Below are 24,189 nucleotides of genomic sequence, written 5' to 3'. Positions count from 1 at the left end.
ATTACGCTACTCTTTCTGGCATTTTATGTGGTGTAAAACGGGCTTTTACCGGCATACGTTCTGCAATTCTAGCCCGGTTAAGCCATAAAGCATTGTCGGTCGGCACATAATCTAACCATAGCTCCGGCGTTGAAGGCAGATCTTGCGCCCAGCGGTTGGTGACATTAAAACCACGCGCCAGACACTCCTGATGTAGCGCTTGATAACGCTTGTGTAGGAAGGTCAGTTTATTCATAAAAAATTTAACGTGCCCGGTGCCCAACTTATAATCATCGGGCTGTCCATCCAAATTATATTTGCCTTTAGCGACCGCATTGGGAATTCGTGTTAGTTCACGGTGTTCTGCCAGCAGATGTTGATCGCACAACTCGCTGACCGGGACGACATTGATTCGAGTCATCCTTGTCCTCCTTGTGCAATTTGGACTAGTTGCTCCATATTGGCAATTTGGTAGGTCGGTTGAATATTGGTATCATTCACTTTGCCGTGGCTGAGCCAGCAAGTATCCAAACCACTGTTTTGTCCGCCGAGAATATCGGTTTCCAGCGTATCGCCCACCATCAAGACCGCACTTTTATCATCGACTTTCGCTAGGTTTAAGGCGTGTTGAAAAATGCCGTGATGCGGCTTCGGTAAACCGATATTTTCCGACACCACCACAAACTCAAAGTGCGGTTTCAACCCGGTTTTTTGCAACCGTAGATCCTGCATCGCATTAAAACCATTGGTAATAATGCCGAACCGCACTTTTTCAGACAGGGTTTGCAACATTGCTTCGACGCCATCCAACGGTTGGCAAATATCGGCCATCGCAATCAAATAAGCCTGATTGAGTTCGCTCGGCTGGCGGCTGAGATGTTGCGCCCATTGGTTAAAACGCGTGGTTTGTAATTCATCGGCGCTGATTTTGCCTTGATGATAGGCCTGCCATAGCGGTTGATTCACCGTTTGATAGTCGGCAAAATGCTGTTGAGTAAATTCAACATCATATTGCGCAAACATTTGTTGTAAGCCACGAAACGAATCAAATGAGAACAGCGTTTCGTCGGCATCAAAAAAGATCCATTGATATTTCAACTTTATTTCCTATACAAGAGAAAGTGCGGTCTGGCGCTCCACTTCTGCCTTTAAACCTTGATAACCGCATTCGGTTTTAATGATGTGAAACAGCTGCTCGGCTTGTGGATACGCTTTTTCCAGATAACGCAGCCACTGCTTGATGCGGGCAACGTGATAAAAGCCTCGGTCATCAGGGTTTTCCAAATTAACGTATTGCTGCAACAGCAACAGCACCTGCTGCCAAGCCAGTTTCGATTGATTAAATTTCACCACACGGCTGAGATTGGGGATATTCAGTGCGCCGCGTCCGATCATCAGCGCCTCACAGCCGGTCAGTGTCAGACAATTTTGTCCGTCCTGCCAGTTCCGGATTTCACCGTTGGCAATCACCGGAATCGTTAAACGTTGACGAATTTCGCCGATTTTGCGCCAGTTGATGCGTTCAGCACGGTAGCCGTCCGTTTTGGTCCGTCCGTGAATCGTGATTTCATCCGCGCCCCCCTGCTGCACCGCATCGGCAATTTCAAACGCCGCCGTGTCGCTGTCCCAACCCAACCGCACTTTGACGCTAACCTGATGCTGTTTGTCCAATGCACTGCGAATCGCTTTTGTGGCTTGATAAATCAGCTCAGGCTGTTTCAGCAACGAAGCGCCGCCTTGGCTGTTATTTACGGTTTTCGACGGACAGCCGCAGTTCAAATCAACCCCGTGCGATCCGAGCTCGACCGCTCTTTGTGCATTTTCCGCCAGCCAATCAGGGAACTGCCCCAACAACTGCACCCGCACCGGTGTACCGGCTTGCGTATAACCGCCATGCTGTAATTCCGGGCAAAGACGGTAAAACGCTTTTTTCGGCAACAATTGATCAACCACCCGCACAAATTCCGACAGGCACAGATCATAATCGTTGACTTGAGTTAATAGGTGGCGCAAGAACGGATCCAGCACGCCTTGCATTGGCGCTAAAATAACCCGCATCATAGCGCTCTTTTATCGGTACTTACCACATAAATCGCTGCTAAATAAAACAAAACCCCTCGCTTTTGCCTCATCACTTCCAACCTTTGCTTTTACAGATCAGATCGTAGGCAGCTTGAATTTTTTGTGCTTTCTCTTTTGCCATCTCCATCATCTCCGGCGGCAAGCCTTTGGCAACCAGTTTATCCGGATGATACTCGTTCATCAGTTTGCGATAAGCCCGTTTTACGCTCAGCTGATCATCGGTTGCAGCCACACCCAGCACCTGATATGCCGCTTGCAGATTATCCGCAGCGGAAGTGCGGTAAGACTGTCCGCCTTGATAACCGCCCTGCTGCTGATACTGTCCGCCTTGTTGCTGATATTGTGCGCCGGAAGCGAATTGTTGCGAGGCGTAAATCATCGCCATCATTTGTTCAAACTGCATTTGCGACAACCCCAACTCTTGGGCAATCACCGACAACAGCGATTTTTCGTTTTGATCCAAATGGTTATCCGCAAGTGCGGTTTGGATTTGAATATCCAAAAACATCCGCAGCAAATCCGGGCGACGGCCGCAAGCGACTCGAAATTCACGAATCACTTGGCGGATCGGAAAATCAGCGTCTTTACCACGACTAAAAGCGTCTTGCGCCATGCGCTGTGCCGCAGAATCCAGATTCAAACGGCTCATAAACGCTTGCGCCAGCTGGATATCCTCTTGTGTCACCCGCCCTTTGGCTTTACTCAGATGCCCCATCACCGCAAAGGTGGTTTGCAAAAAAAGCTGCTGCCGGGTCAAGGTTTTACTAAAAAATGAGGAACTGACACTGCCCATTTCATAGATTTTTTTATCCACGAAATGCCCCAACACCGCACCAAAAATCGCCCCCCAGAAACCGCCGTAACGGTAACCGAGAATAAAACCGATAATTTTTCCGATAAAATTCATCTTTCTTTCCAGTCGTCAAACAAAGTGCGGTTATTTTACCTGAATCGGCAACGCTTAGAAATGATTATTGCTCAGGGCTTTTATCGTGAAAATAGGTGATATGGCTGAATATTGCTTAACGTCGGTTCAATTCGTTGCCGTGCCAATTCGGTATCATAGTGATTTTGTAAATTCAGCCAACTTTGTGCTTCACAACCGAAATAAGCCGCCAAACGTAAGGCTGTGTCGGGTGTTATTGCGCGTTTGCCTTGTACAATTTCATTAATCCGCCGTGGCGGTACTCCAATTGCTTTGGCTAACGCATATTGGCTGATTCCCATTGGAGTCAACCACTCTTGCATTAAAATTTCCCCGGGGTGCGCTAGCGGGACTTCGCGTTGTGGCATTATGCTGTCTCCTTACAATCAATTATTTTTGTTTATAAAACAAGTTATTAATGATAATCAACTATTTCCACATGGTGAGCATGTCCATGCTGCCAAATAAAACAGATTCGCCATTGATCATTAATCCGAATACTGTATTGCCCTTCTCGATCTCCCCTTAAGGCTTCTAATTTATTACCGGGAGGAAGCCTAAGAAACGCCAGATCGGTTGCAGAATGCAGCTGCTGTAGCTTTCTGATGGCAATTCTTTCAAAAGGAATAAATTTTGCAAAACGCTTACCGTGAAAAAATGCTTTTGTTTTTTTACAAGCAAAATGTGTAATCATCGTAGCCTAGTTCGTTAATATTATAATAACGCATTGCGTTATTATCAAGAAAATGAAGGTACAATGACTCACATTATGCTTAGCCAGAAACTGAGTCCTGCATTGGTAGAAAAATATGGAATTTAGATCGCACGTTGCAAAAATAAGTGACAAAAAAAGCAGCCTTCCGGCTGCTTCAGTGAGTTGATCATCAGTTGATCGAGAAAACCGCACTTTTGCTAAATTTACGCTTGATCGCCGATCAGCACGGATTCCAAGGCGATTTCGATCATGTCGTTGAAGGTCAATTGACGTTCTTCAGCGCTGGTTTGTTCGTGGGTGCGGATATGGTCGGAGACGGTGCAGATACACAGTGCTTTGGCGCCGAATTCAGCGGCGACACCGTAAATACCGGCGGCTTCCATTTCTACGCCCAAAATGCCGTATTTTTCCATCACATCGAACATCGCCACATCCGGCGTGTAAAACAGATCGGCTGAGAAGATGTTACCGACCCGCACGTTCACCCCTTTTTGTTTCGCCGCTTGCACCGCTGCCTGTGTCATATCAAAGTCGGCAATTGCCGCAAAATCATGATCTTTAAAGCGAATACGGTTGACTTTTGAGTCGGTACAAGCACCGGCGCCGATCACCACATCACGCAATTTGACATCCATCCGCACCGCGCCGCAAGAGCCGACACGGATGATTTTGTTGACACCGTATTCGGTGATCAGCTCTTTGGCATAGATCGAGCAAGACGGAATTCCCATGCCGTGTCCCATAACCGAAATTTTGCGCCCTTTATAAGTGCCGGTGTAACCCAGCATATTACGCACATTGGTCACTTCTTTGGCGTCATCTAAAAAGGTTTCGGCAATATATTTGGCGCGCAGCGGGTCGCCCGGCATTAAAACAACATCGGCAAAAGCGCCGTCAACAGCATTAATATGTGGAGTTGGCATAATTTTAGTCCTCTTTTTTAATCAGTTATTTTTAATTCAATTATTTGTTAAAGTTAATCATTGATGTGCCGTAATCCATTGGCGACAGGTCAAAATAATTAGCAATGGTTTGTCCGATGTCGGCAAAAGTTTCACGTTTGCCCAAGAAGCCTTTCGGAACCTCGCTGCCGTACAGCAACACCGGCACATGCTCACGGGTGTGGTCAGTGCCTGTCCAAGTCGGATCACAGCCATGATCGGCGGTAATAATCAGCAAATCGCCCTCTTCCACCAGTTTCAATACTTCCGGCAGACGCGAATCAAAATATTCCAACGCTTGGGCATAGCCTGCTACATCACGGCGATGACCATAGTCCGAATCAAAATTGACAAAGTTCGGGAATACAATGGTGTTGTCTCCGGCGGCTTTGATCTCAACAATCGTTTTGTCGTAAATCTCTTCCAGTCCGGTTGCTTTCACTTTGCTCGTAATGCCGGTGTGGGCATAAATATCAGCGATTTTGCCGATCGAAACCACTTCGCCTTGTTTTTCGTCGACCAGTTTTTGCAATACCGTAGCTGATGGTGGTTGCACCGAATAATCATGGCGGTTACCGGTACGTTTGAAATTACCGGCTTTGTCACCCACAAACGGACGGGCAATGACACGACCAATATTGTAGCCTTCCAACTCTTCACGCACGATATGGCACAACTCATACAATTTCTCCAAACCGTAAGTCTCTTCATGGCAGGCAATTTGGAATACGGAATCGGCAGAAGTATAGAAAATCGGTTTGCCGGTTTTCATGTGCTCTTCGCCTAAATCATCCAGCACAACGGTACCGGAGGAGTGGCAGTTACCCAAATAGCCCGGAATACCGCTCTTTGCTACGATTCGGTCTAACAGTTCTTGTGGGAAGCTGTTTTGATGATCTTTAAAATAGCCCCAATCAAACAACACCGGCACCCCGGCGATTTCCCAGTGACCTGATGGCGTATCTTTGCCGGATGAGATCTCTTTGGCAAAAGCATAGCCGCCGATCACGTCTGCATCGCCATCCATTCCTGCCGGCACACGCCCGGTTGATTCTTTTGCTGCCAATGCCAAACCCAATTTAGTCAAGTTAGGCAGTTTTAACGCACCACTGCGCTCGGCGTTATCCGCTTTGCCTGCTGCACATTGCTCAGCAATATGCCCTAAGGTATCAGACCCAACATCTCCAAATTTATCTGCATCGGCGGCAGCCCCGATTCCAAAGGAATCCATCATTAAAATAAAGACTCTTTTCATTTTATTTTCCTATTGTTATGACTATTGTTATAACTATTGATATCACTAATATCCACTCGTTGTTTTAGACTGGCTTTTACCAGTTAAAGTTCCCAACAAATCGTTCAGCAACCCAGAGGCGCCAAAGCGGAAGTGTGTCGGGTTGATCCAGTCAGCACTGAGAATATCTGCGGCTAATTGCAGATACTGCTGCGCATCTTGTGCGGTGCGTACGCCACCGGCCGCTTTAAAACCGACCCGATCTTGCACTTGCAAATCCACAATGGTTTGTAACATAACCGCTGCGGATTCCAAGGTCGCATTGACTTTTACTTTACCGGTCGAGGTTTTGATAAAATCAGCACCGGCACGAATCGAAATTTCCGATGCCAAACGGATCAACTCCGCTTGCTGTAATTCGCCGCTTTCGATGATCACTTTCAACAACACACCATGCTCGGCACAAGCTTGTTTACAACGACTGACCAAATCAAAACCGCACTTTTGATCACCGCTGATCAAAGTGCGGTAGGGAAACACCACATCGACTTCATCTGCACCGTAAGCAATGGCTGCTTTGGTTTCACTGACCGCAATTTCGATGTCGTCATTGCCATGTGGAAAGTTTGTTACGGTGGCAATTTTCACCTGGTTCAAGCCAAGTTGGCGCAAGGTTTTGCGCGCAATCGGAATAAAGCGTGGGTACACACAAATCGCCGCTGGCGAACCAAAATCTGTTTTTGCCTGCTGGCACAATTCGATAATGACTGCATCGCTGTCATTATCATTTAAGCTGGTCAAATCCATCAAACTTAATGCCAGTTTGGCTGAAGCCTCTCTATTTTCTAATGTATTCATTTTCACACTACCTTGTTACATCAAATACCAATGACAAACACCACGCCTGGCGTGGTGTTTAAATCTTCGTAGTTTTTTGACGAATTATCCGACTAATACTGCGCCGGTCAAACCGATAAACAAGCCGGCAATTGCAGCACTCATCAGGTTCGATAAAGAACCGGCAATAACCGCTTTAATCCCTAACCGAGCAACATCGGAACGACGGTTTGGCGCCATAGTACCCAAACCACCAATCAAGATTGCAATAGAGCTGAAGTTGGCAAAACCACACAAAGCAAAAGTAATGATAGCTTTAGTTTTTTCAGTCAGCACCATCGGCGCTTCTGCTCCCAGGTATTTGACAAAATCCATGTAAGCCACAAATTCATTGATGACCAGTTTTTGCCCAATCATTGAACCGGCGACTTGTGCTTCACTCCATGGCACCCCGATAACATACGCCAACGGTTGGAACACCCAGCCTAAAATAATTTGCAGTGACAGCTCCGGATAGTTAAACCAACTGCCGATGCCACCAATAATCCCGTTCAACAAGGCGATCAAGGCGATAAATGCCAACAACATTGCGCCTACATTCAGTGCCAACTGCATACCGGAAGACGCCCCCGCAGCAGCGGCATCTAACACATTAGACGGTTTTTCTTCCACCGCATCGTGATCCAAATCATCATGCGGATGTTCAGTTTGTGGAATCAAAATTTTAGCAAACAACAAGCCGCCCGGTGCCGCCATAAACGAAGCTGCGATTAAATACGGCAACGGTACGCCCATTTGGGCATAACCGATCATGACCGCCCCGGCAACCGACGCCAAACCACCACACATAATCGCAAACAGCTCTGATTCGGTCATTTTGGCGATATACGGTTTCACAATCAACGGCGCTTCAGTTTGCCCAACGAAAATATTGGCAGCTGCCGACATCGATTCGGTTTTGGAGGTTTTCAACACTAGTTGCAGGAAACCACCGATAATTTTGATCACCCACTGCATTACACCGATGTAATACAACACTGAAATCAACGATGCGAAGAAAATGATGGCTGGCAATACCCGCAACGCAAACACGAAACCACCGCCGCCAAAGACTTCGAACATTTTGTCGCTGACCAAACCACCGAACAAAAAGCCAATTCCATCATTGCCATAATTGATCACTTTTTGCACACCTTCCGCAGCAGCTAAAAGTGCATCGCGCCCTGCCGGTACATAAAGGATAAGAGCGCCAATTCCCACTTGAATCGCTAATGCTCCCAACACCGTACGAAGGTTAATCGCTTTGCGATTGTTTGATAATAGGAATGCAATGCCCAACAGCACAATGATGCCTAATATGCTCATTAATGAGTCCATAATTACCTCTAAAATAGTCTTTAAAATTTTTGTTATAAAAAATACCGCTTAAAATATATCAATTTCTATTAAAGATAGTCGATTTGATAGCCTATTGATTGGTGCAACTATACGCCTTTTTCTAAAAAAATCTGAAAATAATTTCCATAATGAGATCAAAATCAACTAATCTGAAAAATATTCTAATTTCTTGATTAAAAACACAGCAAAATGTTGATTTAACAAACCGTTATCACCCTATTGATACCGCACTTTCTGGCATATTGTTCCAGCTGATTCATATAGCCGATGTCCGGGATATAAGTCGCAATACCATCCGGATCGCGCGTGCCTTTGGCGTGCACGCGAATCAGCTTAAAAATCACTTCTGGATGCCCTTTGAGCAACGTTGCTGTCTGTTCGATCAGCTCATAACTGTCAACAAAATCGAGCATCACCACCAAGCGGACTTCTTCAATTTTTCCCAGCGCTAACAGGCGGCGCAAATTGTCAAGATTGCGGGTCAAATTTGCCGACTTCATTCGCTGTGTCGTGATCAAATTGTCCGGTACTTTTCCGCTCTGATTTTTACGCTCGAAACAAAGTGCTTGCAAGCCCAAGCCACTGCCTTTCAGATCAAATAAAAATTTGTCGGTCAGCGCAATCAACTCTTGCATCGGTTCAAACTCAAAAAAACCACTCGAATCCAAATAACAGCTTAAACCCAGTTGGCGCAACGCCTGAAACAGCGGCACTAATTTACGATGGTGAATGGTCGGCTCGCCGCCCGAAATCGTCACGCCACGAATAAACGGCATTGAATCTTGAACTTGATCATAGAGATAACGCAGACTAACCCGTTTACTGTCAGCGCTGTATCTTGGTATGGTTTCTGGATTGTGGCAATACAAACAGTTCAATTTGCAGCCTTGCAGAAAAATACTGATGCGATTGCCGGCACCTTCAACGTTGGAAAAGGGAATAATGCGGTGCAGTGGTAGCGTAATAGTGGAAAGTGCGGTCAGCAAACCGCACTTTGAATCATTATCTGACAACAAACCGTTATGCGGCATTGCCATTGACATTGCCCTGATCACGCAGTTGGCGGTCAAACACCTGTGCGCAGTCATCGGTTCCCGCACCAAACCAAGTCGTATCGCGCAATACTGCCTCGCCTTGACGGAAACGCTCCACTTCGCTTTTCTTCACCAGATAGCCGGTAACTCGAATCAAATCGGTATTTTTCAGATAGGTGGTGATATAGCGATAATTCAGAGCAAAGGCGCCGTCGATGATATCCACCACGGCATCAAGGTGATCAACATAGGTTTGATCAAAGGCAAACAAGTCGCCAGTACCGGATGGAAAATATTGATGATACGGCGCGGATTGTTTTAAGTGTGCTAATAAGGTCGGCTCTTGTCCGACTTTGACCCGATGTGCTGGCGTATTCAATTTATCTTCCGCATCAATACTGGCGCCAACTTGGGCATGCAACAAATAGTGGTTGTCGGTTCTTTCGGCGTAAACCCCGATATGGCTGTCATTCACGCTTTTTAATTTTTGCATGATTGCAGTGGCAATTTCCTCACCTCGCGCACTCTGCCCAAAGGTTTCGTTCAAACCCTCTTGCCGCAACAGATGGTTAGTGGCATCAGCCAAACCGACAATCGCAAACATGCCGGTAAAATTGGTGCGCTTAATAAAGCCTTCTTGCTCCAAAAAGCTGGTCTTGAAAAAATTGCTCTGTTCGACAATAAATTGATGCCGCTTATCCATGGTAGAAAGTGCCAATTTCGCCACTTTCGGCAACAGTTGTTCCACCATTTCCGTGACCGAACTGCAAGCTCTGGCTATCGTGCCCAAACGCAAACGAGTCAACGTATAAGCCCCACCGCATTCCGGCAAGGCATTATAACAACTGGCAACGCCATATTCCTCGCCCAAATCGGCGCAATAATAAGCATCATTGGCAAACGACGGCTTGGAAACCAATAAACAGGCTTTTGCCGCCAACTCAGCAAATTCGCGCGAGGTTTTAGTTTTATCATAACGAATCGTCATATTCGGCGTCGTGTTTTCCAGCTCGATCACCGCCTGTAGGATCAATCGTCCGGCACTGGTTTCATAAGGACCGATATTGGCGTGACAAAACGAGTCCGGCACGGTTTTATCAATATGATTTAAAAAGCGTTTAATTTTGATATAGTCTTGCGCTTCGTCACAAATAAACGGCTCCAGCAGGCTGTCTAACCGTCCGATATAAACCGGAAACGTGGTAATCGACGGAACATGGGAGTAAATAATCAGCAATCCGTCCAACACTTCATCAAGGGTTTTCGGTACCGGCAGATCAAGAAAGCGACAACCTTTTTTAACATAGACCGAATAATCCGGCAAAATGTAACGCGGACGATAAACCGCATAGCCTTCATTCAAATCACAAATCATTTGATTTTGAAGATATTGCCACTCTTCATCGCTATAACCCAACAGTTCTCTCGGATCAAACAGACGCTCGGCAATATTGCCTAATGTCATTAATTTTTGTTGATAGGTCAAATTTTCGGCTTTAACCGTGTCCAGAATATCCTGTAATGTTGCTAACATAACTGCTCCTCAATATCCTCTACTCTAAAAAACAAATGGTATAGAATTCACCTTTCGCCCGCAAGATTAAAACTGTGATCACCATCAACTAACCGGGATATTTCTCAATTTAGCTCACTGATACTAAAAAATGATTTAGCAATTGAGCAGAACACGATTAAAATGGCGTGGATATTGCTCACTCTCGGAAATCTATGACCGTTAATACCTTTAAAAAACAGTTCGCCGTTCTCCCAAAAACCAAATGGAGCGCCAGTCGGTTATGGGAGTTCAAAAGCCGGAGCTTCGTGCCGCTGTGCATTTCGCTGATCTTGGTCGGCATCGGGGAAGGATTTTTATTGGTTTCAAATCTCGGCTCGGCTCCTTGGACAATTTTATCACAGGGCATCGCCCTGCAAACCGAGGTGAGTGTCGGCGTTGCTTCTTTTATCGTCAGTTGTCTGGTGATGTTATGCTGGTTTCCGCTGCATTTAAAAATCGGTTTAGGCACGGTGTTGAATATTATCCTGATCGCAATTGCGCTTGGCGTCACCGCTAAAATGGTCGCCTCGCCTGCAACCGCACTTGGACAGATCGGCTATGCTTTGATCGGCATTTTATTGATGGGCATCGGCTCGGCGTTTTACCTCACCTGCCATATGGGTGCCGGCCCACGCGACGGCTTAATGGTCGGACTATGCCAACGCTTTAAACTCAAAGTCGGTTTGGTACGCACCCTCATGGAAAGCAGCGTCGCCCTGATCGGCTTTTTACTTGGCGGCACACTGGGCTTCGCCACGCTACTGTTCGCATTTTCTATCGGCTGGGTTATTCAATTAACCTTATACTGCTTCACGGCTTATGACAGCAAATAGGGTCTGTTGATCTTTGTTTATATTTTGAGCTTATAGTAGAGTGATGGATTGTGGAAAAATTGGTTTGGTGGAGATAGACGGGATCGAACCGACGACCTCTTGCATGCCATGCAAGCGCTCTCCCAACTGAGCTATATCCCCATAAGAATGGTTTTAATGATGAGTCATTAAAGTGCGGCTATATTAATAACCGCACTTTGATCTGTCAATCTGATTTCTGCAATTCTTTGCGATTTTGGCATCGAATGGCGAAAATTAAATCAGTTGTTTATGCTGATAACTTGTTTTGGATAAACTCCAGTGCTTTTTCAATTCGCACCAAGCTGCGTTCTCTACCGATGCCGACCAATGTCACGTCCAGCGATGGCGATTGCCCGCTGCCGGTCACGGCAACCCGCAGCGGCATACCCACTTTGCCCATGCCGATGTTTAATTCTGCTGCGGTTTGCTCGATCGCTTGATGAATATCCTGTGCATTCCAATCATCAAGTGCGGTCAGCTTTTGCAACACCACGCTAAGCGGTTCGATTGCAGCGGCTTTAAAATGTTTTTTGACCGCACTTTCTTCAAATTGCGAAAAATCCTCAAAGAAATAACGGCTTGCGGCGGCCATCTCTTTTAAGGTTTTACAACGTTCGCCCAGCATTTGCACCACGCTTGCCAAACTCGGACCATTGCTGGTGTCGATCTGCTGATCTTGCATATGCCATGCCAGATAGCCTGCGACTTTTTCCGCCGGTAATTCGCGGATATAGTGGTGGTTCAACCATAATAATTTATCGTGGTTAAACGAGCTGGCGGAACGGCTGACCGAGGTCAAGTTAAATAACTCGACCATCTCCTCACGACTAAACACTTCCTGATCACCGTGCCCCCAGCCCAAACGCACTAGGTAATTGTTTAGCGCTTCCGGCAGATAGCCGTCATCACGATATTCCATCACACTGACTGCACCGTGGCGTTTGGACAGTTTTTGCCCGTCTTCGCCTAAAATCATTGAAACGTGCGCATACACCGGCACCGGGGCACCCAGCGCTTTTAAGATATTGATTTGACGTGGCGTATTGTTGATGTGATCTTCACCGCGCACAACGTGAGTAATCCCCATATCCCAATCGTCCACCACCACACAAAAATTATAGGTTGGCGAGCCATCAGTGCGGCGGATAATCAAATCGTCCAGCTCTTGGTTGCTGATTTCGATTCTGCCACGGATTGCATCCTCAAAAATCACCGAGCCTTCAGTCGGATTTTTAAAACGTACCACGTGCGGTTCGCTTGCCTGATGCGTATGATCATGCAGGCAGTGGCGGTCATAACGCGGCTTCTCTTTATTTTGCTCTTGCTGTTCACGCAAAGTCTCTAACCGCGCTTTGCTGCAATAGCAACGGTATGCCAAGCCTTGTTCCAGCATTTGGTCGATCACTTGATTGTAACGATCAAAGCGTTTGGTTTGATAATAAGGACCGTGTTCCCAGTGCATATCCAGCCATTCCATAGCTTCCAAAATCGCATCGGTTGCGGCTTGGGTGGAGCGTTCCAAATCGGTGTCTTCAATCCGCAATACAAATTCGCCTTGATTGTGGCGGGCATACAGCCAAGAGTAAAGTGCGGTACGTGCACCACCAACATGCAAAAAACCGGTCGGACTAGGGGCAAAACGGGTTCTGACTTTCACGCCAGGATTAAAATTGAACAGGGGTTGAATATCCATTGCTTGACCTTGTAAATTCGAGAATAAAAATAAAATACTGGATATTGTACTATGACTGACGGCTATTGATAGATAAAATTAATCTTAGATGTTTATTTTTGCGCCAATTAGCCCGAAAAAAATAAAAAACCGTTGACTGCAAAGCTGCACCCATTATAATGCTCGCTCACAACAAATGGGCGATTAGCTCAGTTGGGAGAGCACCTCCCTTACAAGGAGGGGGTCACTGGTTCGAGACCGGTATCGCCCACCACTTTTTTGTAAGTGTCTGTTTGTTGTTATAAGTTTGACCTAGCGGGCGATTAGCTCAGTTGGGAGAGCACCTCCCTTACAAGGAGGGGGTCACTGGTTCGAGACCGGTATCGCCCACCACTTTCCGCACAAACTTATCCCTTTGATTTTAAAGCAATCTTAAGTGGGCGATTAGCTCAGTTGGGAGAGCACCTCCCTTACAAGGAGGGGGTCACTGGTTCGAGACCGGTATCGCCCACCACTTAATTATTTAAAATCAAAACCGCACTTAATCATTTGGTAATTCCTCACTAATGATTATTGTCGGGCGATTAGCTCAGTTGGGAGAGCACCTCCCTTACAAGGAGGGGGTCACTGGTTCGAGACCGGTATCGCCCACCACTTTTCTCTTTCAAGTTTCTATTTAATTCATTCCGATTGTGCTATATTGCGTCTGTATTTACACATTCAGCAAAGATTATCAGGTGAAACAATGGAATATAATAAAATTAACTATCCAACCGCCATTTTACTCGCAAACCGTTGTAGCCGCTTATTGGGCAATATATGCAAAACCCTGTGTTATCCGTTTCATTTCATCTTTCCTAAAAAGCGTTTTACAATTCCCGAATTTAGCCCGGCAAAACGAAAATCTCAACAAATAACCAAAATCAATAAAACAATTTGGCAGACAAATTACACCAACAAGGTTAGCCTTCCGGTTTATCTGAATTACTTGTTTAACCGCTTGATGTCACTCAGTTATGATTACCGTTATGTCAGCACCGAAGAACGGATTGAATTTATCCGTGCAAATGCCGATGAGCGGATGTTTGCCGCTTACAGCAAACTAACGGACGGTGCAGCACAAGCCGATTTTTGGCGTTTGTTGGTTTTGTATAAAGAAGGCGGCATTTATATGGATATTGATGGACAACTAGTGTGGCCCCTATCCAAAATGATCAGTGCAGAAGACAATGAAGTGTTGGTATATAATAAGGGACGTTATAATAACTACTTTATTGCTTGTGCCAAGGGCAATCTGATTCTGAAAGATACCTTAGATCTGATCGTAGATAATATTGAACAACGTCGGGTTGACCACGGCGTTTATCATCTGACCGGGCCTGTGCCGTTTAATACGGCTATCGGTGATAAAAAAATGAGTGTCCGTCCGGAAAAATTGACCGCTATTCAAGGTAGTTTTACCAACGAATATTTTCAGTATATTGATAAAAAACGCGGTAAATGGACGTACGCCAAAAAAGAAGATTTGTTGAAATAATAAAAAAGTCTGACATCGAATCAGACTTTTTTCGTTATGTGCTCTTATTTTGAATGCCGCTGTTTCAACTTGCCAATCACATCTGCCCAAGACAGATCGGCATCTTGTAATAAGACGGTCAAGTGATAAGCCAAGTCCGCCGCTTCGCAAATGGTTTCATCACGATCTTTCACTGTAGCAGCAAGTGCGGTTTCAACTCCTTCCTCACCGACTTTTTGTGCAATACGTTTAGTGCCGCGCGAATACAGGTGTGCGGTGTAAGAACTGTCCGGATCAGCGCCTTTGCGCTCGGCGATCAACCGCTCCAACTTGCTGAAGAAAATCCAATCCGGCTGCTCTTTATTGACAAACTGGTGGAAACAGCTTTCCGCCCCGGTGTGGCAAGTTTCACCAATCGGATCGGCTAAAATCAATAAGGTATCATTATCACAATCCAAGCTCATATCCACCACGTTGAGGAAATTGCCTGAGGTTTCGCCTTTGGTCCACAAGCGTTGCTTGGTACGCGAGAAAAAAGTGACTTTACCTTCAGCCAAGGTTTTTTCCAATGCTGCTTGATTCATATAACCCAGCATCAGCACTTCGCAAGTGGTGGCGTTTTGTACGATAACGGGTAATAGATTATCCACTTTTTGCCAATTAATTGTTTGAATATCTAACATTTTTTATCCTATTTTAGAAAAATCTTAGCACCGCACTTCCACCCCTTGCCCCGCAAGGTAGGTTTTCAGTTCGCCGATATTGATAATTTGTTTATGGAACACGCTTGCCGCCAGTGCACCGTCCACATTGGCTTGCACAAACGCATCACGAAAATGCACCATTTCGCCCGCACCGCCGGAAGCAATCAACGGCACGCTGCACACTGCACGCACCGCCCTGAGCTGGGTTAAATCATAGCCTTGGCGCACGCCGTCTTGGTTCATCATATTCAGCACGATTTCACCGGCGCCACGCTGTTGCACCTCTTGCACCCAATCCAACAATTGCCAGTGGGTTTGACGGGTGCGGGTTTCGTCACCGGTATATTGATTGACCCAATATTTGCCACTACTTTGTTCGAACCAACTGTCAATCCCGACCACAATCGCCTGCACCCCGAAACGATCCGCCAAGCGGGAAATCAACTCCGGCTCTGCCAACGCCGGTGAATTGATCGAAATTTTATCCGCGCCGAAGGCAAACAGTTTTTCCGCATCGTCGATAGTTTTAATCCCACCGGCAACACAAAACGGAATGTCGATCACTTGCGCCACCCGTTCAACCCAGCTTTTATCTACCGTGCGACCATCACTTGAAGCGGTAATATCGTAAAATACCAGCTCATCGGCACTTTCATCGGCATAGCGTTTCGCCAACGGCACGATGTCGCCGATAATTTCGTGGTTGCGGAATTGCACGCCTTTCACCACCTGCCCGTCACGCACGTCTAAACAAGGGATTATCCGTTTTGCCAGCATTCAATCGCCTCCGCTACATTAAATTTGCCTTCTAATAATGCACGCCCGATAATCACCCCTGCCACGCCTGTGCCTTTCAACGCCGCCACATCCGCAAGCGAGCCGATACCGCCGGAGGATTGGAATTGAATTGTCGGGTATTTGGCACAGATTTCACAGTATAGATCCACGTTCGAACCTGCCAAGGTGCCGTCACGCGAAATATCGGTGCATAACACATGTTGTAAACCAACGGATTGATAATCTTCGATCAATTCCTCCAGCGACACGCCGCTGGCTTCCAGCCAACCGCTGATGGCAATAATTTTTTCGCCGTTGGCAGCAATGTTCACGTCTAACGCCAGCACGAACTTCTGCGCACCGTACTTTTCAAACCAGCCTTTGACCATCGCACGTTCTTTCACCGCAGTTGAGCCAATCACAATTCGATTTGCACCCACCGCCAATAAATCCGCCACATCTTGTTCAGTGCGAATGCCGCCGCCCACTTGTACCGGGCAATTTGTCGCTTGAATGATTTCTCCGATTAATTTTGTTTGACGTTTCGCCGGATCTTTCGCCCCGGTCAAATCCACCAAATGCAACTGCTCCGCCCCTTGCGCCACATAATCGGCAAAAAGTGCGGTCGGATTAGACGAATAGTTAGTCTGCTTGCCGTAATCTCCCTGATGTAAGCGCACCACTTGACCGTCAATCAGATCAAGTGCCGGGATAATAATGGATTTTTTCATTGTGGCTATCTTTCCTATTTTTTGTTAATTTTGGCAACATTGCTAATAAGCTCTGAAAAATCAATCGCTTTTTGTTGAGTGACCACGGATTTCCCAGTCTCTTGTTCTAAACTTTCGCGCGCCACCTTGGCGACATTACCGCCACGTTTTGCCACTTCTCGATTTTCATCAAAGCCCCGCGGGTGACTAATTTGAGTAATATCTTTCGTTGCGGCTTCCGCCAGCATATTTAAAACCAGTTCGGTGGTGGACATATTGTCGCGTAAACTCTCTTTTTTTAACCCTTTGAACGATTTATATTCGCGCGTGGTCATTCCGCTCCAAGCTTGAGTAATTTCATTGGTTAAAATTGCAAATTCACGCCCTTGTTCCACCCCGTGATCCTGCCAAGCGTCGGTCAATTCTTTGCGCACCTGAATCGCCTGCAAACGTTGGTTAATCCATTCACGGGAGTAGCCCTTCTTCGCATAAGTTTCCAACGCACGATCAATCGTCAGTTCAGGATCAATAATTTCATCAATCCGCTCCTTTGCCACTTCCGCCAACCACATTTTAAACGGCTCGGCTTTTGGTGATGGAATAGACTGGATAATACGGAAAATACCTTGTGTATCAGTAGCATCACTCTTATACATTTTTCCATCAGTAGATTGAAATTTCAGTTGTACGATTTTTTCGTACAACTCATTTGCCCCTTCTTCAACCTGTAATTTTCGTTTTAAATCACTCCAGTATCGACGGGGATTATTACTTTCTGTTAATGCCAGAACAATATCCACCACACTAAAAAACCATTCTTGTTTTTCTTCGTCCCAAACCGAACGAATCTGGCTATTTTCAAACAATTTAATCTCACTCATCAGGTTTTCCCTCCACTTAATTTAACTGTAATTATATACAGTGTTTTGTGAGTGAAAAACTGCCAATGAGTGTTTTTGGAACAGTGATCGCAAAATGCGAGGATCTAACCGCACTTTAGATATTTTCCACAAAATTGCGTAACAACTGTGCCCCCGCCTTGCCGGAGCGTTCCGGGTGGAATTGCACACCGTAGAAATTGTTGTGACCTAGCGCCGCTGAAAACGCTACGCCGTAGTCGCAAGTGGCAATGGTGTTTTCGTTCGGCAGTACGGCATAGCTGTGGACAAAATAAAAATGGCTGTTTTGTTCGATCTCGGCAAACAGTGGGTGATCCACTTGATACTGCACTTGATTCCAGCCCATATGCGGCAGTGGCAACCCCAGATTCGGAATCAATTCCGTACGTCCGTGCATTAATCCTAACGTGGCTAAATTGCCTTCGCTGGAAAATTCGGTCATCAACTGCATACCCAAGCAGATTCCCAACATCGGCTGGGTAGCGCCGCGAATGGTATCGATCAGCTGACGCTCTTGTAGATTTTTCATCGCCGCCAGTGCGGTGCCGACACCGGGCAACAGCAGTTTATCGGCTGCTTTGATTTCTGCTAAATCTCGGCTGATTTTCACCTGATAGCCCAAACGATCAAAGGCGAATTTTACCGAGGACAGATTGGCACAGCCGGTGTCGATAATCACAATATCCATAGTTTTCCCTTATCTTTTGTGCCCTTATTTTAATTCCAAATATATTTCACTTCGCTGATTCACACCAATAACAGTATGATTTTCCGGTGTATTGTGCCTAGATTAAGTCAGCAAAAGCTAAATAGTGCAAATATAAAAGCGCAGACCGCTTCATCTTAATTTCTCAAAGTACAATTTGAATATAAGCTTTAATTACGATTTTAATCAATTACTTGATTTCATACACCGTTACACTACACCCCGTAGTTAAGCCAATCGGAGCAACTTCATAATCTTTACCAGCCTCTGGAGTAAAAATCACTTTTTTTCCTGTGCAGCCTTTAAAAGTAACAATCACGGTATGATTAAAAATAGGATCATGGTGCTTATGCTGATTCCCCATAATCGAATTATTTACCGTTACCTCGCTACCGGCCGGAATAACAAATTCTTTAAAGAATGCTCCTGAAATAATGCCTGATAATTTGCTTGGATCTTTACTCAGCTCACTTTCTGGCATACCGATACTTTCATTACCTTTTGTTCCAATGAAAGATGAAAAGGCTTGTCCTAAACTACCACCCACATTGACAGTTTCTTTTTTGCCGTCAATGGATATTGCCATAATAGTCGGCCTACCATTTTGCCCATATAAACGAATGCGAGCCTCATTTTCAGGATTATAGACTTTATCTTTAGTCGATAATTCCGTGTTTACACAACCAGTTAAAAGCAATATTAAAAAAGTTAATCCGATTTTTTTCATATTTCTCTCCATTATTATCACTATTAGTTTATTTGAAAATATTATCAGTGGGCCTCAATGCACATTTCACCACTACAACACCCCTTTCGAACTCGGCAGCTGGTCGCTTTCAATTCGAATCGCTTGGCGTAAGGTTCTGCCGAAACATTTGAACAGCGCTTCAACCTGATGGTGGGCGTTTTTGCCTTTGACATTTAAATGCAAAGTGCACGCCAAAGCATAAGAGAGCGACATAAAGAAGTGTTCCGCCATTTCGGTGCTGAAATCGCCCACTTTGTCACGGCTGAATTTGGCTTTGAATTTCAGATACGGGCGACCGGAGAGATCCAGCGCACATTCGGCTTTACATTCATCCATCGGCAGCACAAAGCCGAAGCGGGCAATGCCACGTTTATTGCCTAAGGCTTGTTTCAACGCTTCGCCAAGGGCAAGTGCGGTATCTTCGATAGTGTGGTGATCGTCGATATGCAGATCGCCGTCCACCGTCACGTTCATGCGAAAACCGCCGTGAGTGGCGATTTGATCGAGCATATGATCAAAAAAGCCTAGCCCGGTTTTGATCTCGTTCATGCCTTGCTCGTCCAGCCACACTTCCACCCGAATATCGGTTTCTTTGGTGGTGCGGGTTACGGCGGCGTGGCGTGGTTTAAAGCCCGGTTTGCGAATCCGTTTTGCCAGAATTTTTTCAACAATCAAATCCCAATTCAAATTTTCAGGGTGGTATTGCAAGCCGGTAATGCCCAAATTATCCGCCAGTTGGATATCGGTTGAACGATCGCCGATCACATAGCTGTGTTTCGGGTCGAACAGCCCTTTATTGATATATTTTTTCAACAATCCCAGTTTCGGCTTACGGCAGGTGCAGTTGTCTTCCGGGCGATGTGGACAGATCAAGACATCATCAAATTCAATACCTTGCGAACGAAACAGTTCCATCATCGCATTATGCGGCAGATCAAAATTTTTCTGCGGCAGTGACTCGGTGCCAAGACCGTCTTGATTACTGACCATCACAAAACGGAAACCTCTATCACGCAATTTCAACAGTGCCGGAATCACGTTCGGTTCAAATTTCAATTTTTCCAGCGTATCAATCTGAAAATCGGTTTTCGGTTCATCGATCAACGTGCCGTCACGGTCGATAAACAGGATTTTTTGTGGCGTGGTTTGTGTCATGATGTTGTCCTTATTATTTTGCGGAAATCGCCCGAATCGCGTCAACCACGCGGCGGTTTTCTTGTCCTGCGCCAATGGTAATCCGGATGCAGTTGCTTAAGCCGAGAGCCTTGTTTTGATCACGTAAAATAATACCCTGATCCCATAAGGTTTTAAACACGTTTGTTCCGTTTTGGAATTTGACCAGAATATAGTTTGCTTCACTAGCGAAAATTTGCGCCACGATAGGCAGCGGTTGCAGTTGGTTAATCAGCCAAGTGCGGTATTCAATCACTTCGGCAACCCGTTGCTGCATCTCTACCAAACCGTTTTGATCGAGCGCCTGGCAGGCCAAATCGGAGACCGGTACCGGGATCGGGTACGGTGCAATCACTTTTTGCAGTATGTTGATCAATTCCGGATTTGCCAAGGTGAAACCGCAACGCAATCCGGCGAGGGCAAAGGCTTTCGACAGGGTGCGGATAAGCGCCAAGTGCGGGTAATTCGCCAATTCGTTTGCCATCGTCGCCTGCGGACAAAATTCGATATAGGCTTCATCGACCACCACAATCGCACGATCACGGGTCATCTCCAATAGTGTTAACAAGTCCTCACGCTTGACTACATTACCGGTCGGATTATTCGGGCTACAGACGAAAATCACTTTGACTTGCTCAAGATTTTGTTCAATTTCAGCTAAATTCAATTGAAAATCCGCCGTCAGCGCTACGGTTTTGGTTTGAATGCCACAGGTTTCGGCGCTGACCGCATACATGCCGTAGGTCGGCGGACAATACAGCACTTTGTCGTCCGCTTCGCAAAAGGCACGGATAATCAGCTCAATGCTTTCATCACCGCCACGGCTGACCAGCACATTCTCCGCTTTTAATCCGGCATAAGCGGCATAACGCTCCAGCAATTGTTGCGGTTGCGCTTCGGGATAACGGTTAAACGTGCGCTTTTGCAGGTTGAGATCCGGCGAAGTTGCATATTCATTGGCATTCAGCCACACATCACCCTTGCCCCCCAAGCGGCGCGCCGATTGATACGGCGTTAAGGCTTGAATATTTTTGCGTGAAAGTTGTGAAATGGTCATCATATTTTCCTCTTTATCCCATCTTCGCCAAGCGGATACTGACCGCCTGTTTATGCGCATCTAGCTGTTCTGCGGCTGCCATCAATTCGACTGTGCGTGCCAGTTCTTTAAAACCTTGCGGGGTGAGTTCTTGCACCGTCATGCGCTTGCTGAAATCCGCCAAACCAAGGCTTGAGCTGGTGCGCGAGTAGCCGTAGGTCGGCAACACATGGTTGGTGCCGCTGGCGTAGTCGCCCATGCTTTCAGGAGAATATGCCCCCAAGAAAATCGAGCCTGCGTTGTCGAGCTGTGGCAATAAAGCACGGGCGTTTTCCACTTGTACGATTAAATGCTCCGGGGCGTAGGCGTTGCTGATTTCAACGCACTGCTGTAAATCCTCAGCAATAATGGTGCGGCTGTGGCTCAGGGCTTTGCGGGCGGTTTCGGCACGCGGCAGGCTGGCAAGCTGCTGTTCAATCGCAAGTGCGGTCTGCTCCGCCAACGTTTTGCTAGGGGTGAGCAAAATCACTTGGCTGTCTGCACCGTGTTCCGCTTGTGATAATAGATCACTTGCCACAAAATCCGCATCGGCCAATTCATCGGCAATCACCAACACTTCGGAAGGACCTGCCTGCATATCAATTGCCGTCCCCAGTTGGGTGACTTGGCGTTTGGCTTCGGTGACAAAAGCATTGCCCGGTCCAAAAATTTTATCCACTTTTACAACGGTTTCGGTGCCGAACGCCATGGCAAACACCGCTTGCGCCCCGCCCACCGCATAGATGGTTTCCACCCCGCACAGATTGGCAGTATACAGAATTTCATCGGCAATCGGCGGTGGAGTGCACAGCACCACTTTTTGACAACCGGCAATTTTTGCCGGAATGGCCAACATTAATACGGTCGAAAACAGTGGTGCAGAACCGCCGGGGATATATAAACCGACTTTATTAATCGGGCGGGTCAACACTTCGCATTTCACCCCGGCTTGGGTTTCCACTTCAATCACATTGGGTTTTTGTGCTTGGTGAAAGGCTTCAATATTGCGGTACGCATTTTGAATTGCCTGTTTTAACGCTTCCGGCACACGTCTTGTCGCTTGCAAAATGTGTTCGTTTGAAACCGTCAAGCTGTCCAACCGCACTTTGTCAAATTTTTCGGTCAGCTCAAGTAAGGCACTGTCGCCGTTGTTTTTTACATTTTTTTGAATTTCTGACACCGTTTGTTCGATAGACTGCGAATTAGTGATTGCAGGGCGTTCAAGTGCGGTGGTTTGTTCAGCTGTTGTTAAGTTGTTCCAAATGATGGTTTGCATATTCTTTTTCTCCGTTATTTCCGACAGCGACTCACGTCGCAATCGGTAGCAAGTTATTGATACAATAGAACTTAACCCATCATCTTCTCAATCGGCATCACCAAAATTGAGCTGGCACCAACGGCTTTCAACTCTTCCATGGTCTCCCAGAACAGGTTTTCTTGGCTGACCACGTGCATGGCTACTTTGCTGTCATCGTGCGCCAACGGTAGAATCGTCGGGTGTTCCACGCCGGGTAAAAGTGCGGTAATGGCATCCAGTTTATCTTTCGGCGCATGCAGCATAATATATTTGCTTTCGCTAGCTTGCTGCACCCCCTGGATACGGGTCAGTAGCTTATCCACCAACGCTTGTTTTTCTTCGCTCAATTCGGCAGCACGTTGGATTAAGCAAGCTTTGGACTGATAAATAATCTCCACTTCACGCAAACCGTTGGCTTCCAACGTGGCGCCGGAAGAGACCAGATCGCAAATTGCCGTGGCTAAACCGGCGGTTGGGGCGACTTCCACCGAACCGGTCAATAAACAGTTTTTGAACGGCACCCCCTCTTCTTGCATATAACGTTTCAGCAAGTTCGGGTATGAAGTAGCGATACGGGCATCGGTGAGATCCTGCACGCTAGTATAAGCAACATCACGCGGCACAGCTAAAGATAAGCGACAGCCACCAAACTCTAGGCGTTTCAGCATTTTATATTGCACCTTATCCCCGGCGGACAGACGCCCTAACTCTTCCTCTTCCAACACGTTTTCGCCGATAATGCCCAGATCGACTACACCGTCGAAGACTAACCCCGGAATGTCGTCATCCCGCACCCGCAAAATATCAATCGGCATATTTTCTGAATAGGCGATCAGGCGTTGCTCGTTCCAGTTGATTTTCACTCCGCACTGTTTCAGCAATTCTTGTGATTCTTTGCTTAAACGTCCGGATTTTTGCATCGCAATCCGCAGTCTTTTTTTATCTAACATAATAATTTCCTTAAAATTCAAACCTAAAAAACAAAACCCCTCGAAAGTATCCTTCCGAGGGGTTGTCATTGCTTTATCGTACATGACTCGGAAGAGGCTTATCTTCCAAGCAACACCACGAGCCTGAAAGAAATATCAGGTGTGATGATGGTGAGTTGCAGTACGACTAAAATTCATTGTGGAGTTCCTTAACAATCAGTTGCGTTTAACATACTGAATCCTTTTTTATTATGCAAGTATTATTTTCAAAAATACGTTAGATTTGCGTTGTATCTGGCGTACTGCAAACTTACACAACTGAAAAAAGAACTCCATTTATTATGAGGTTCAGGTTAAAAATTAAAAAGAAAAAATTATTTTAGGAATGCGTATCACAAAATAAATTATTTCTTCAATCCGATACTTTAT

The 24,189-nt window shown here is 46.2% G+C and carries 25 protein-coding genes, 5 tRNA genes and 1 other annotated feature; of the genes, 6 read left to right on the top strand and 24 right to left on the bottom strand.

What is annotated here, in order from left to right; genetic code table 11:
* Window position 1: 1 nt before the first annotated feature.
* From FHQ30_RS02040 to FHQ30_RS01985, 12 genes are all read right to left on the bottom strand, one after another.
* Complete coding sequence (locus tag FHQ30_RS02040) at window positions 2–400, bottom strand: pyrimidine dimer DNA glycosylase/endonuclease V (RefSeq protein ID WP_139611068.1); 399 nt, start codon at window positions 398–400, stop codon at window positions 2–4.
* Window positions 397–1,077: a pyrimidine 5'-nucleotidase gene (yjjG, locus tag FHQ30_RS02035; protein ID WP_139611067.1), complete on the bottom strand. Its 681-nt coding sequence runs from the start codon at window positions 1,075–1,077 to the stop codon at window positions 397–399. The genes FHQ30_RS02040 and yjjG overlap by 4 nt, the downstream gene beginning before the upstream one ends.
* 9 nt (window positions 1,078–1,086) lie before the next feature.
* On the bottom strand, window positions 1,087–2,037 hold the full coding sequence (gene dusC, locus FHQ30_RS02030; protein ID WP_139611097.1) for a tRNA dihydrouridine(16) synthase DusC: 951 nt from the start codon (window positions 2,035–2,037) through the stop codon (window positions 1,087–1,089).
* A 73-nt stretch (window positions 2,038–2,110) separates the two neighbouring features.
* Window positions 2,111–2,968 carry a co-chaperone DjlA gene (gene djlA, locus FHQ30_RS02025; RefSeq protein WP_139608802.1) on the bottom strand — a complete coding sequence of 286 codons (858 nt, stop codon included), beginning with the start codon at window positions 2,966–2,968 and terminating at the stop codon, window positions 2,111–2,113.
* An 80-nt stretch (window positions 2,969–3,048) separates the two neighbouring features.
* Window positions 3,049–3,354, bottom strand: a complete 306-nt coding sequence (locus FHQ30_RS02020) for a HigA family addiction module antitoxin (RefSeq protein WP_139611066.1) — start codon at window positions 3,352–3,354, stop codon at window positions 3,049–3,051.
* Window positions 3,355–3,401: 47 nt separating this feature from the next.
* Window positions 3,402–3,680, bottom strand: coding sequence for a type II toxin-antitoxin system RelE/ParE family toxin (locus FHQ30_RS02015; RefSeq protein WP_139611065.1), 279 nt, complete (start codon window positions 3,678–3,680; stop codon window positions 3,402–3,404).
* A 224-nt stretch (window positions 3,681–3,904) separates the two neighbouring features.
* Window positions 3,905–4,624 carry a purine-nucleoside phosphorylase gene (gene deoD, locus FHQ30_RS02010; RefSeq protein ID WP_132967952.1) on the bottom strand — a complete coding sequence of 240 codons (720 nt, stop codon included), beginning with the start codon at window positions 4,622–4,624 and terminating at the stop codon, window positions 3,905–3,907.
* 40 nt (window positions 4,625–4,664) lie between these two features.
* On the bottom strand, window positions 4,665–5,897 hold the full coding sequence (deoB, locus tag FHQ30_RS02005; protein WP_139611064.1) for a phosphopentomutase: 1,233 nt from the start codon (window positions 5,895–5,897) through the stop codon (window positions 4,665–4,667).
* Window positions 5,898–5,942: 45 nt separating this feature from the next.
* Window positions 5,943–6,734, bottom strand: a complete 792-nt coding sequence (deoC, locus tag FHQ30_RS02000; RefSeq protein WP_139611063.1) for a deoxyribose-phosphate aldolase — start codon at window positions 6,732–6,734, stop codon at window positions 5,943–5,945.
* Between the two features lie 84 nt (window positions 6,735–6,818).
* The gene (locus tag FHQ30_RS01995; protein ID WP_139611062.1) at window positions 6,819–8,090 is read right to left on the bottom strand and encodes a NupC/NupG family nucleoside CNT transporter; all 1,272 of its coding nucleotides are present in this window, start codon (window positions 8,088–8,090) and stop codon (window positions 6,819–6,821) included.
* A gap of 218 nt (window positions 8,091–8,308) precedes the next feature.
* On the bottom strand, window positions 8,309–9,094 hold the full coding sequence (locus FHQ30_RS01990) for a 4Fe-4S cluster-binding domain-containing protein (protein WP_139611096.1): 786 nt from the start codon (window positions 9,092–9,094) through the stop codon (window positions 8,309–8,311).
* A 37-nt stretch (window positions 9,095–9,131) separates the two neighbouring features.
* Window positions 9,132–10,679 carry a YjjI family glycine radical enzyme gene (locus tag FHQ30_RS01985; RefSeq protein ID WP_139611061.1) on the bottom strand — a complete coding sequence of 516 codons (1,548 nt, stop codon included), beginning with the start codon at window positions 10,677–10,679 and terminating at the stop codon, window positions 9,132–9,134.
* 194 nt (window positions 10,680–10,873) lie between these two features.
* On the opposite strand from FHQ30_RS01985, the gene yczE reads away from it, so the two are divergent.
* The gene (yczE, locus tag FHQ30_RS01980; RefSeq protein ID WP_139611060.1) at window positions 10,874–11,533 is read left to right on the top strand and encodes a membrane protein YczE; all 660 of its coding nucleotides are present in this window, start codon (window positions 10,874–10,876) and stop codon (window positions 11,531–11,533) included.
* Between the two features lie 65 nt (window positions 11,534–11,598).
* On the opposite strand, the gene FHQ30_RS01975 is transcribed toward yczE, so the two are convergent.
* Window positions 11,599–11,674, bottom strand: a tRNA-Ala gene (locus FHQ30_RS01975).
* Window positions 11,675–11,801: 127 nt separating this feature from the next.
* Window positions 11,802–13,247 (bottom strand): glutamate--tRNA ligase, encoded by a 1,446-nt coding sequence (gltX, locus tag FHQ30_RS01970; protein ID WP_139611059.1) that lies wholly within the window; start codon window positions 13,245–13,247, stop codon window positions 11,802–11,804.
* Between the two features lie 177 nt (window positions 13,248–13,424).
* Here gltX and FHQ30_RS01965 point away from each other — a divergent pair.
* The 5 genes from FHQ30_RS01965 to FHQ30_RS01945 all read left to right on the top strand — a co-directional run bounded on the left by FHQ30_RS01965 (window position 13,425) and on the right by FHQ30_RS01945 (window position 14,763).
* Window positions 13,425–13,500, top strand: a tRNA-Val gene (locus FHQ30_RS01965).
* 43 nt (window positions 13,501–13,543) lie between these two features.
* Window positions 13,544–13,619, top strand: a tRNA-Val gene (locus FHQ30_RS01960).
* A gap of 45 nt (window positions 13,620–13,664) precedes the next feature.
* Window positions 13,665–13,740, top strand: a tRNA-Val gene (locus FHQ30_RS01955).
* A 64-nt stretch (window positions 13,741–13,804) separates the two neighbouring features.
* Window positions 13,805–13,880: transfer RNA gene (locus FHQ30_RS01950), tRNA-Val, on the top strand.
* 91 nt (window positions 13,881–13,971) lie between these two features.
* Window positions 13,972–14,763: a glycosyltransferase family 32 protein gene (locus FHQ30_RS01945; protein WP_139611058.1), complete on the top strand. Its 792-nt coding sequence runs from the start codon at window positions 13,972–13,974 to the stop codon at window positions 14,761–14,763.
* Between the two features lie 44 nt (window positions 14,764–14,807).
* On the opposite strand, the gene hisIE is transcribed toward FHQ30_RS01945, so the two are convergent.
* The 10 genes from hisIE to hisG all read right to left on the bottom strand — a co-directional run bounded on the left by hisIE (window position 14,808) and on the right by hisG (window position 23,781).
* On the bottom strand, window positions 14,808–15,425 hold the full coding sequence (gene hisIE / locus FHQ30_RS01940) for a bifunctional phosphoribosyl-AMP cyclohydrolase/phosphoribosyl-ATP diphosphatase HisIE (protein WP_176552623.1): 618 nt from the start codon (window positions 15,423–15,425) through the stop codon (window positions 14,808–14,810).
* A 24-nt stretch (window positions 15,426–15,449) separates the two neighbouring features.
* The gene (gene hisF / locus FHQ30_RS01935) at window positions 15,450–16,223 is read right to left on the bottom strand and encodes an imidazole glycerol phosphate synthase subunit HisF (RefSeq protein ID WP_139611057.1); all 774 of its coding nucleotides are present in this window, start codon (window positions 16,221–16,223) and stop codon (window positions 15,450–15,452) included.
* The gene (gene hisA, locus FHQ30_RS01930) at window positions 16,205–16,954 is read right to left on the bottom strand and encodes a 1-(5-phosphoribosyl)-5-[(5-phosphoribosylamino)methylideneamino]imidazole-4-carboxamide isomerase (protein WP_139611056.1); all 750 of its coding nucleotides are present in this window, start codon (window positions 16,952–16,954) and stop codon (window positions 16,205–16,207) included. Before hisA ends, hisF begins: the two co-directional genes overlap by 19 nt.
* Before the next feature lie 14 nt (window positions 16,955–16,968).
* Window positions 16,969–17,814, bottom strand: a complete 846-nt coding sequence (locus FHQ30_RS01925; protein WP_139611055.1) for a BRO-N domain-containing protein — start codon at window positions 17,812–17,814, stop codon at window positions 16,969–16,971.
* Between the two features lie 115 nt (window positions 17,815–17,929).
* The gene (gene hisH, locus FHQ30_RS01920) at window positions 17,930–18,520 is read right to left on the bottom strand and encodes an imidazole glycerol phosphate synthase subunit HisH (RefSeq protein WP_139611054.1); all 591 of its coding nucleotides are present in this window, start codon (window positions 18,518–18,520) and stop codon (window positions 17,930–17,932) included.
* Window positions 18,521–18,728: 208 nt separating this feature from the next.
* Window positions 18,729–19,265 (bottom strand): hypothetical protein, encoded by a 537-nt coding sequence (locus tag FHQ30_RS01915; RefSeq protein WP_132967964.1) that lies wholly within the window; start codon window positions 19,263–19,265, stop codon window positions 18,729–18,731.
* Between the two features lie 72 nt (window positions 19,266–19,337).
* Window positions 19,338–20,441 (bottom strand): bifunctional histidinol-phosphatase/imidazoleglycerol-phosphate dehydratase HisB, encoded by a 1,104-nt coding sequence (hisB, locus tag FHQ30_RS01910; RefSeq protein WP_139611053.1) that lies wholly within the window; start codon window positions 20,439–20,441, stop codon window positions 19,338–19,340.
* Between the two features lie 13 nt (window positions 20,442–20,454).
* A complete protein-coding gene (gene hisC, locus FHQ30_RS01905; protein ID WP_139611094.1) occupies window positions 20,455–21,516 on the bottom strand; it encodes a histidinol-phosphate transaminase in 1,062 nt (353 codons plus the stop codon).
* Window positions 21,517–21,529: 13 nt separating this feature from the next.
* Window positions 21,530–22,810 (bottom strand): histidinol dehydrogenase, encoded by a 1,281-nt coding sequence (gene hisD / locus FHQ30_RS01900; RefSeq protein ID WP_139611052.1) that lies wholly within the window; start codon window positions 22,808–22,810, stop codon window positions 21,530–21,532.
* Window positions 22,811–22,881: 71 nt separating this feature from the next.
* Window positions 22,882–23,781, bottom strand: a complete 900-nt coding sequence (gene hisG, locus FHQ30_RS01895; protein WP_139608818.1) for an ATP phosphoribosyltransferase — start codon at window positions 23,779–23,781, stop codon at window positions 22,882–22,884.
* A gap of 28 nt (window positions 23,782–23,809) precedes the next feature.
* Window positions 23,810–23,935, bottom strand: a sequence feature (His leader region).
* Between the last annotated feature and the right edge of the window lie 254 nt (window positions 23,936–24,189).

The organism is Testudinibacter sp. 'clade 2' (assembly GCF_006227735.1).
Lineage (GTDB): Bacteria > Pseudomonadota > Gammaproteobacteria > Enterobacterales > Pasteurellaceae > Chelonobacter.
This window is presented reverse-complemented; position numbering and strand designations above follow the sequence as displayed.

Coding starts and splice junctions, on each gene's coding strand:
- FHQ30_RS02040 (WP_139611068.1), bottom strand. CDS start 400: ATGACTCGAATCAATGTCGTCCCGGTCAGCGAGTTGTGCGATCAACAT.
- dusC (WP_139611097.1), bottom strand. CDS start 2,037: ATGCGGGTTATTTTAGCGCCAATGCAAGGCGTGCTGGATCCGTTCTTG.
- djlA (WP_139608802.1), bottom strand. CDS start 2,968: ATGAATTTTATCGGAAAAATTATCGGTTTTATTCTCGGTTACCGTTAC.
- FHQ30_RS02020 (WP_139611066.1), bottom strand. CDS start 3,354: ATGCCACAACGCGAAGTCCCGCTAGCGCACCCCGGGGAAATTTTAATG.
- FHQ30_RS02015 (WP_139611065.1), bottom strand. CDS start 3,680: ATGATTACACATTTTGCTTGTAAAAAAACAAAAGCATTTTTTCACGGT.
- deoD (WP_132967952.1), bottom strand. CDS start 4,624: ATGCCAACTCCACATATTAATGCTGTTGACGGCGCTTTTGCCGATGTT.
- deoB (WP_139611064.1), bottom strand. CDS start 5,897: ATGAAAAGAGTCTTTATTTTAATGATGGATTCCTTTGGAATCGGGGCT.
- deoC (WP_139611063.1), bottom strand. CDS start 6,734: ATGAATACATTAGAAAATAGAGAGGCTTCAGCCAAACTGGCATTAAGT.
- FHQ30_RS01995 (WP_139611062.1), bottom strand. CDS start 8,090: ATGGACTCATTAATGAGCATATTAGGCATCATTGTGCTGTTGGGCATT.
- FHQ30_RS01985 (WP_139611061.1), bottom strand. CDS start 10,679: ATGTTAGCAACATTACAGGATATTCTGGACACGGTTAAAGCCGAAAAT.
- yczE (WP_139611060.1), top strand. CDS start 10,874: ATGACCGTTAATACCTTTAAAAAACAGTTCGCCGTTCTCCCAAAAACC.
- gltX (WP_139611059.1), bottom strand. CDS start 13,247: ATGGATATTCAACCCCTGTTCAATTTTAATCCTGGCGTGAAAGTCAGA.
- FHQ30_RS01945 (WP_139611058.1), top strand. CDS start 13,972: ATGGAATATAATAAAATTAACTATCCAACCGCCATTTTACTCGCAAAC.
- hisIE (WP_176552623.1), bottom strand. CDS start 15,425: ATGTTAGATATTCAAACAATTAATTGGCAAAAAGTGGATAATCTATTA.
- hisF (WP_139611057.1), bottom strand. CDS start 16,223: ATGCTGGCAAAACGGATAATCCCTTGTTTAGACGTGCGTGACGGGCAG.
- hisA (WP_139611056.1), bottom strand. CDS start 16,954: ATGAAAAAATCCATTATTATCCCGGCACTTGATCTGATTGACGGTCAA.
- FHQ30_RS01925 (WP_139611055.1), bottom strand. CDS start 17,814: ATGAGTGAGATTAAATTGTTTGAAAATAGCCAGATTCGTTCGGTTTGG.
- hisH (WP_139611054.1), bottom strand. CDS start 18,520: ATGGATATTGTGATTATCGACACCGGCTGTGCCAATCTGTCCTCGGTA.
- FHQ30_RS01915 (WP_132967964.1), bottom strand. CDS start 19,265: ATGAAAAAAATCGGATTAACTTTTTTAATATTGCTTTTAACTGGTTGT.
- hisB (WP_139611053.1), bottom strand. CDS start 20,441: ATGACACAAACCACGCCACAAAAAATCCTGTTTATCGACCGTGACGGC.
- hisC (WP_139611094.1), bottom strand. CDS start 21,516: ATGACCATTTCACAACTTTCACGCAAAAATATTCAAGCCTTAACGCCG.
- hisD (WP_139611052.1), bottom strand. CDS start 22,810: ATGCAAACCATCATTTGGAACAACTTAACAACAGCTGAACAAACCACC.
- hisG (WP_139608818.1), bottom strand. CDS start 23,781: ATGTTAGATAAAAAAAGACTGCGGATTGCGATGCAAAAATCCGGACGT.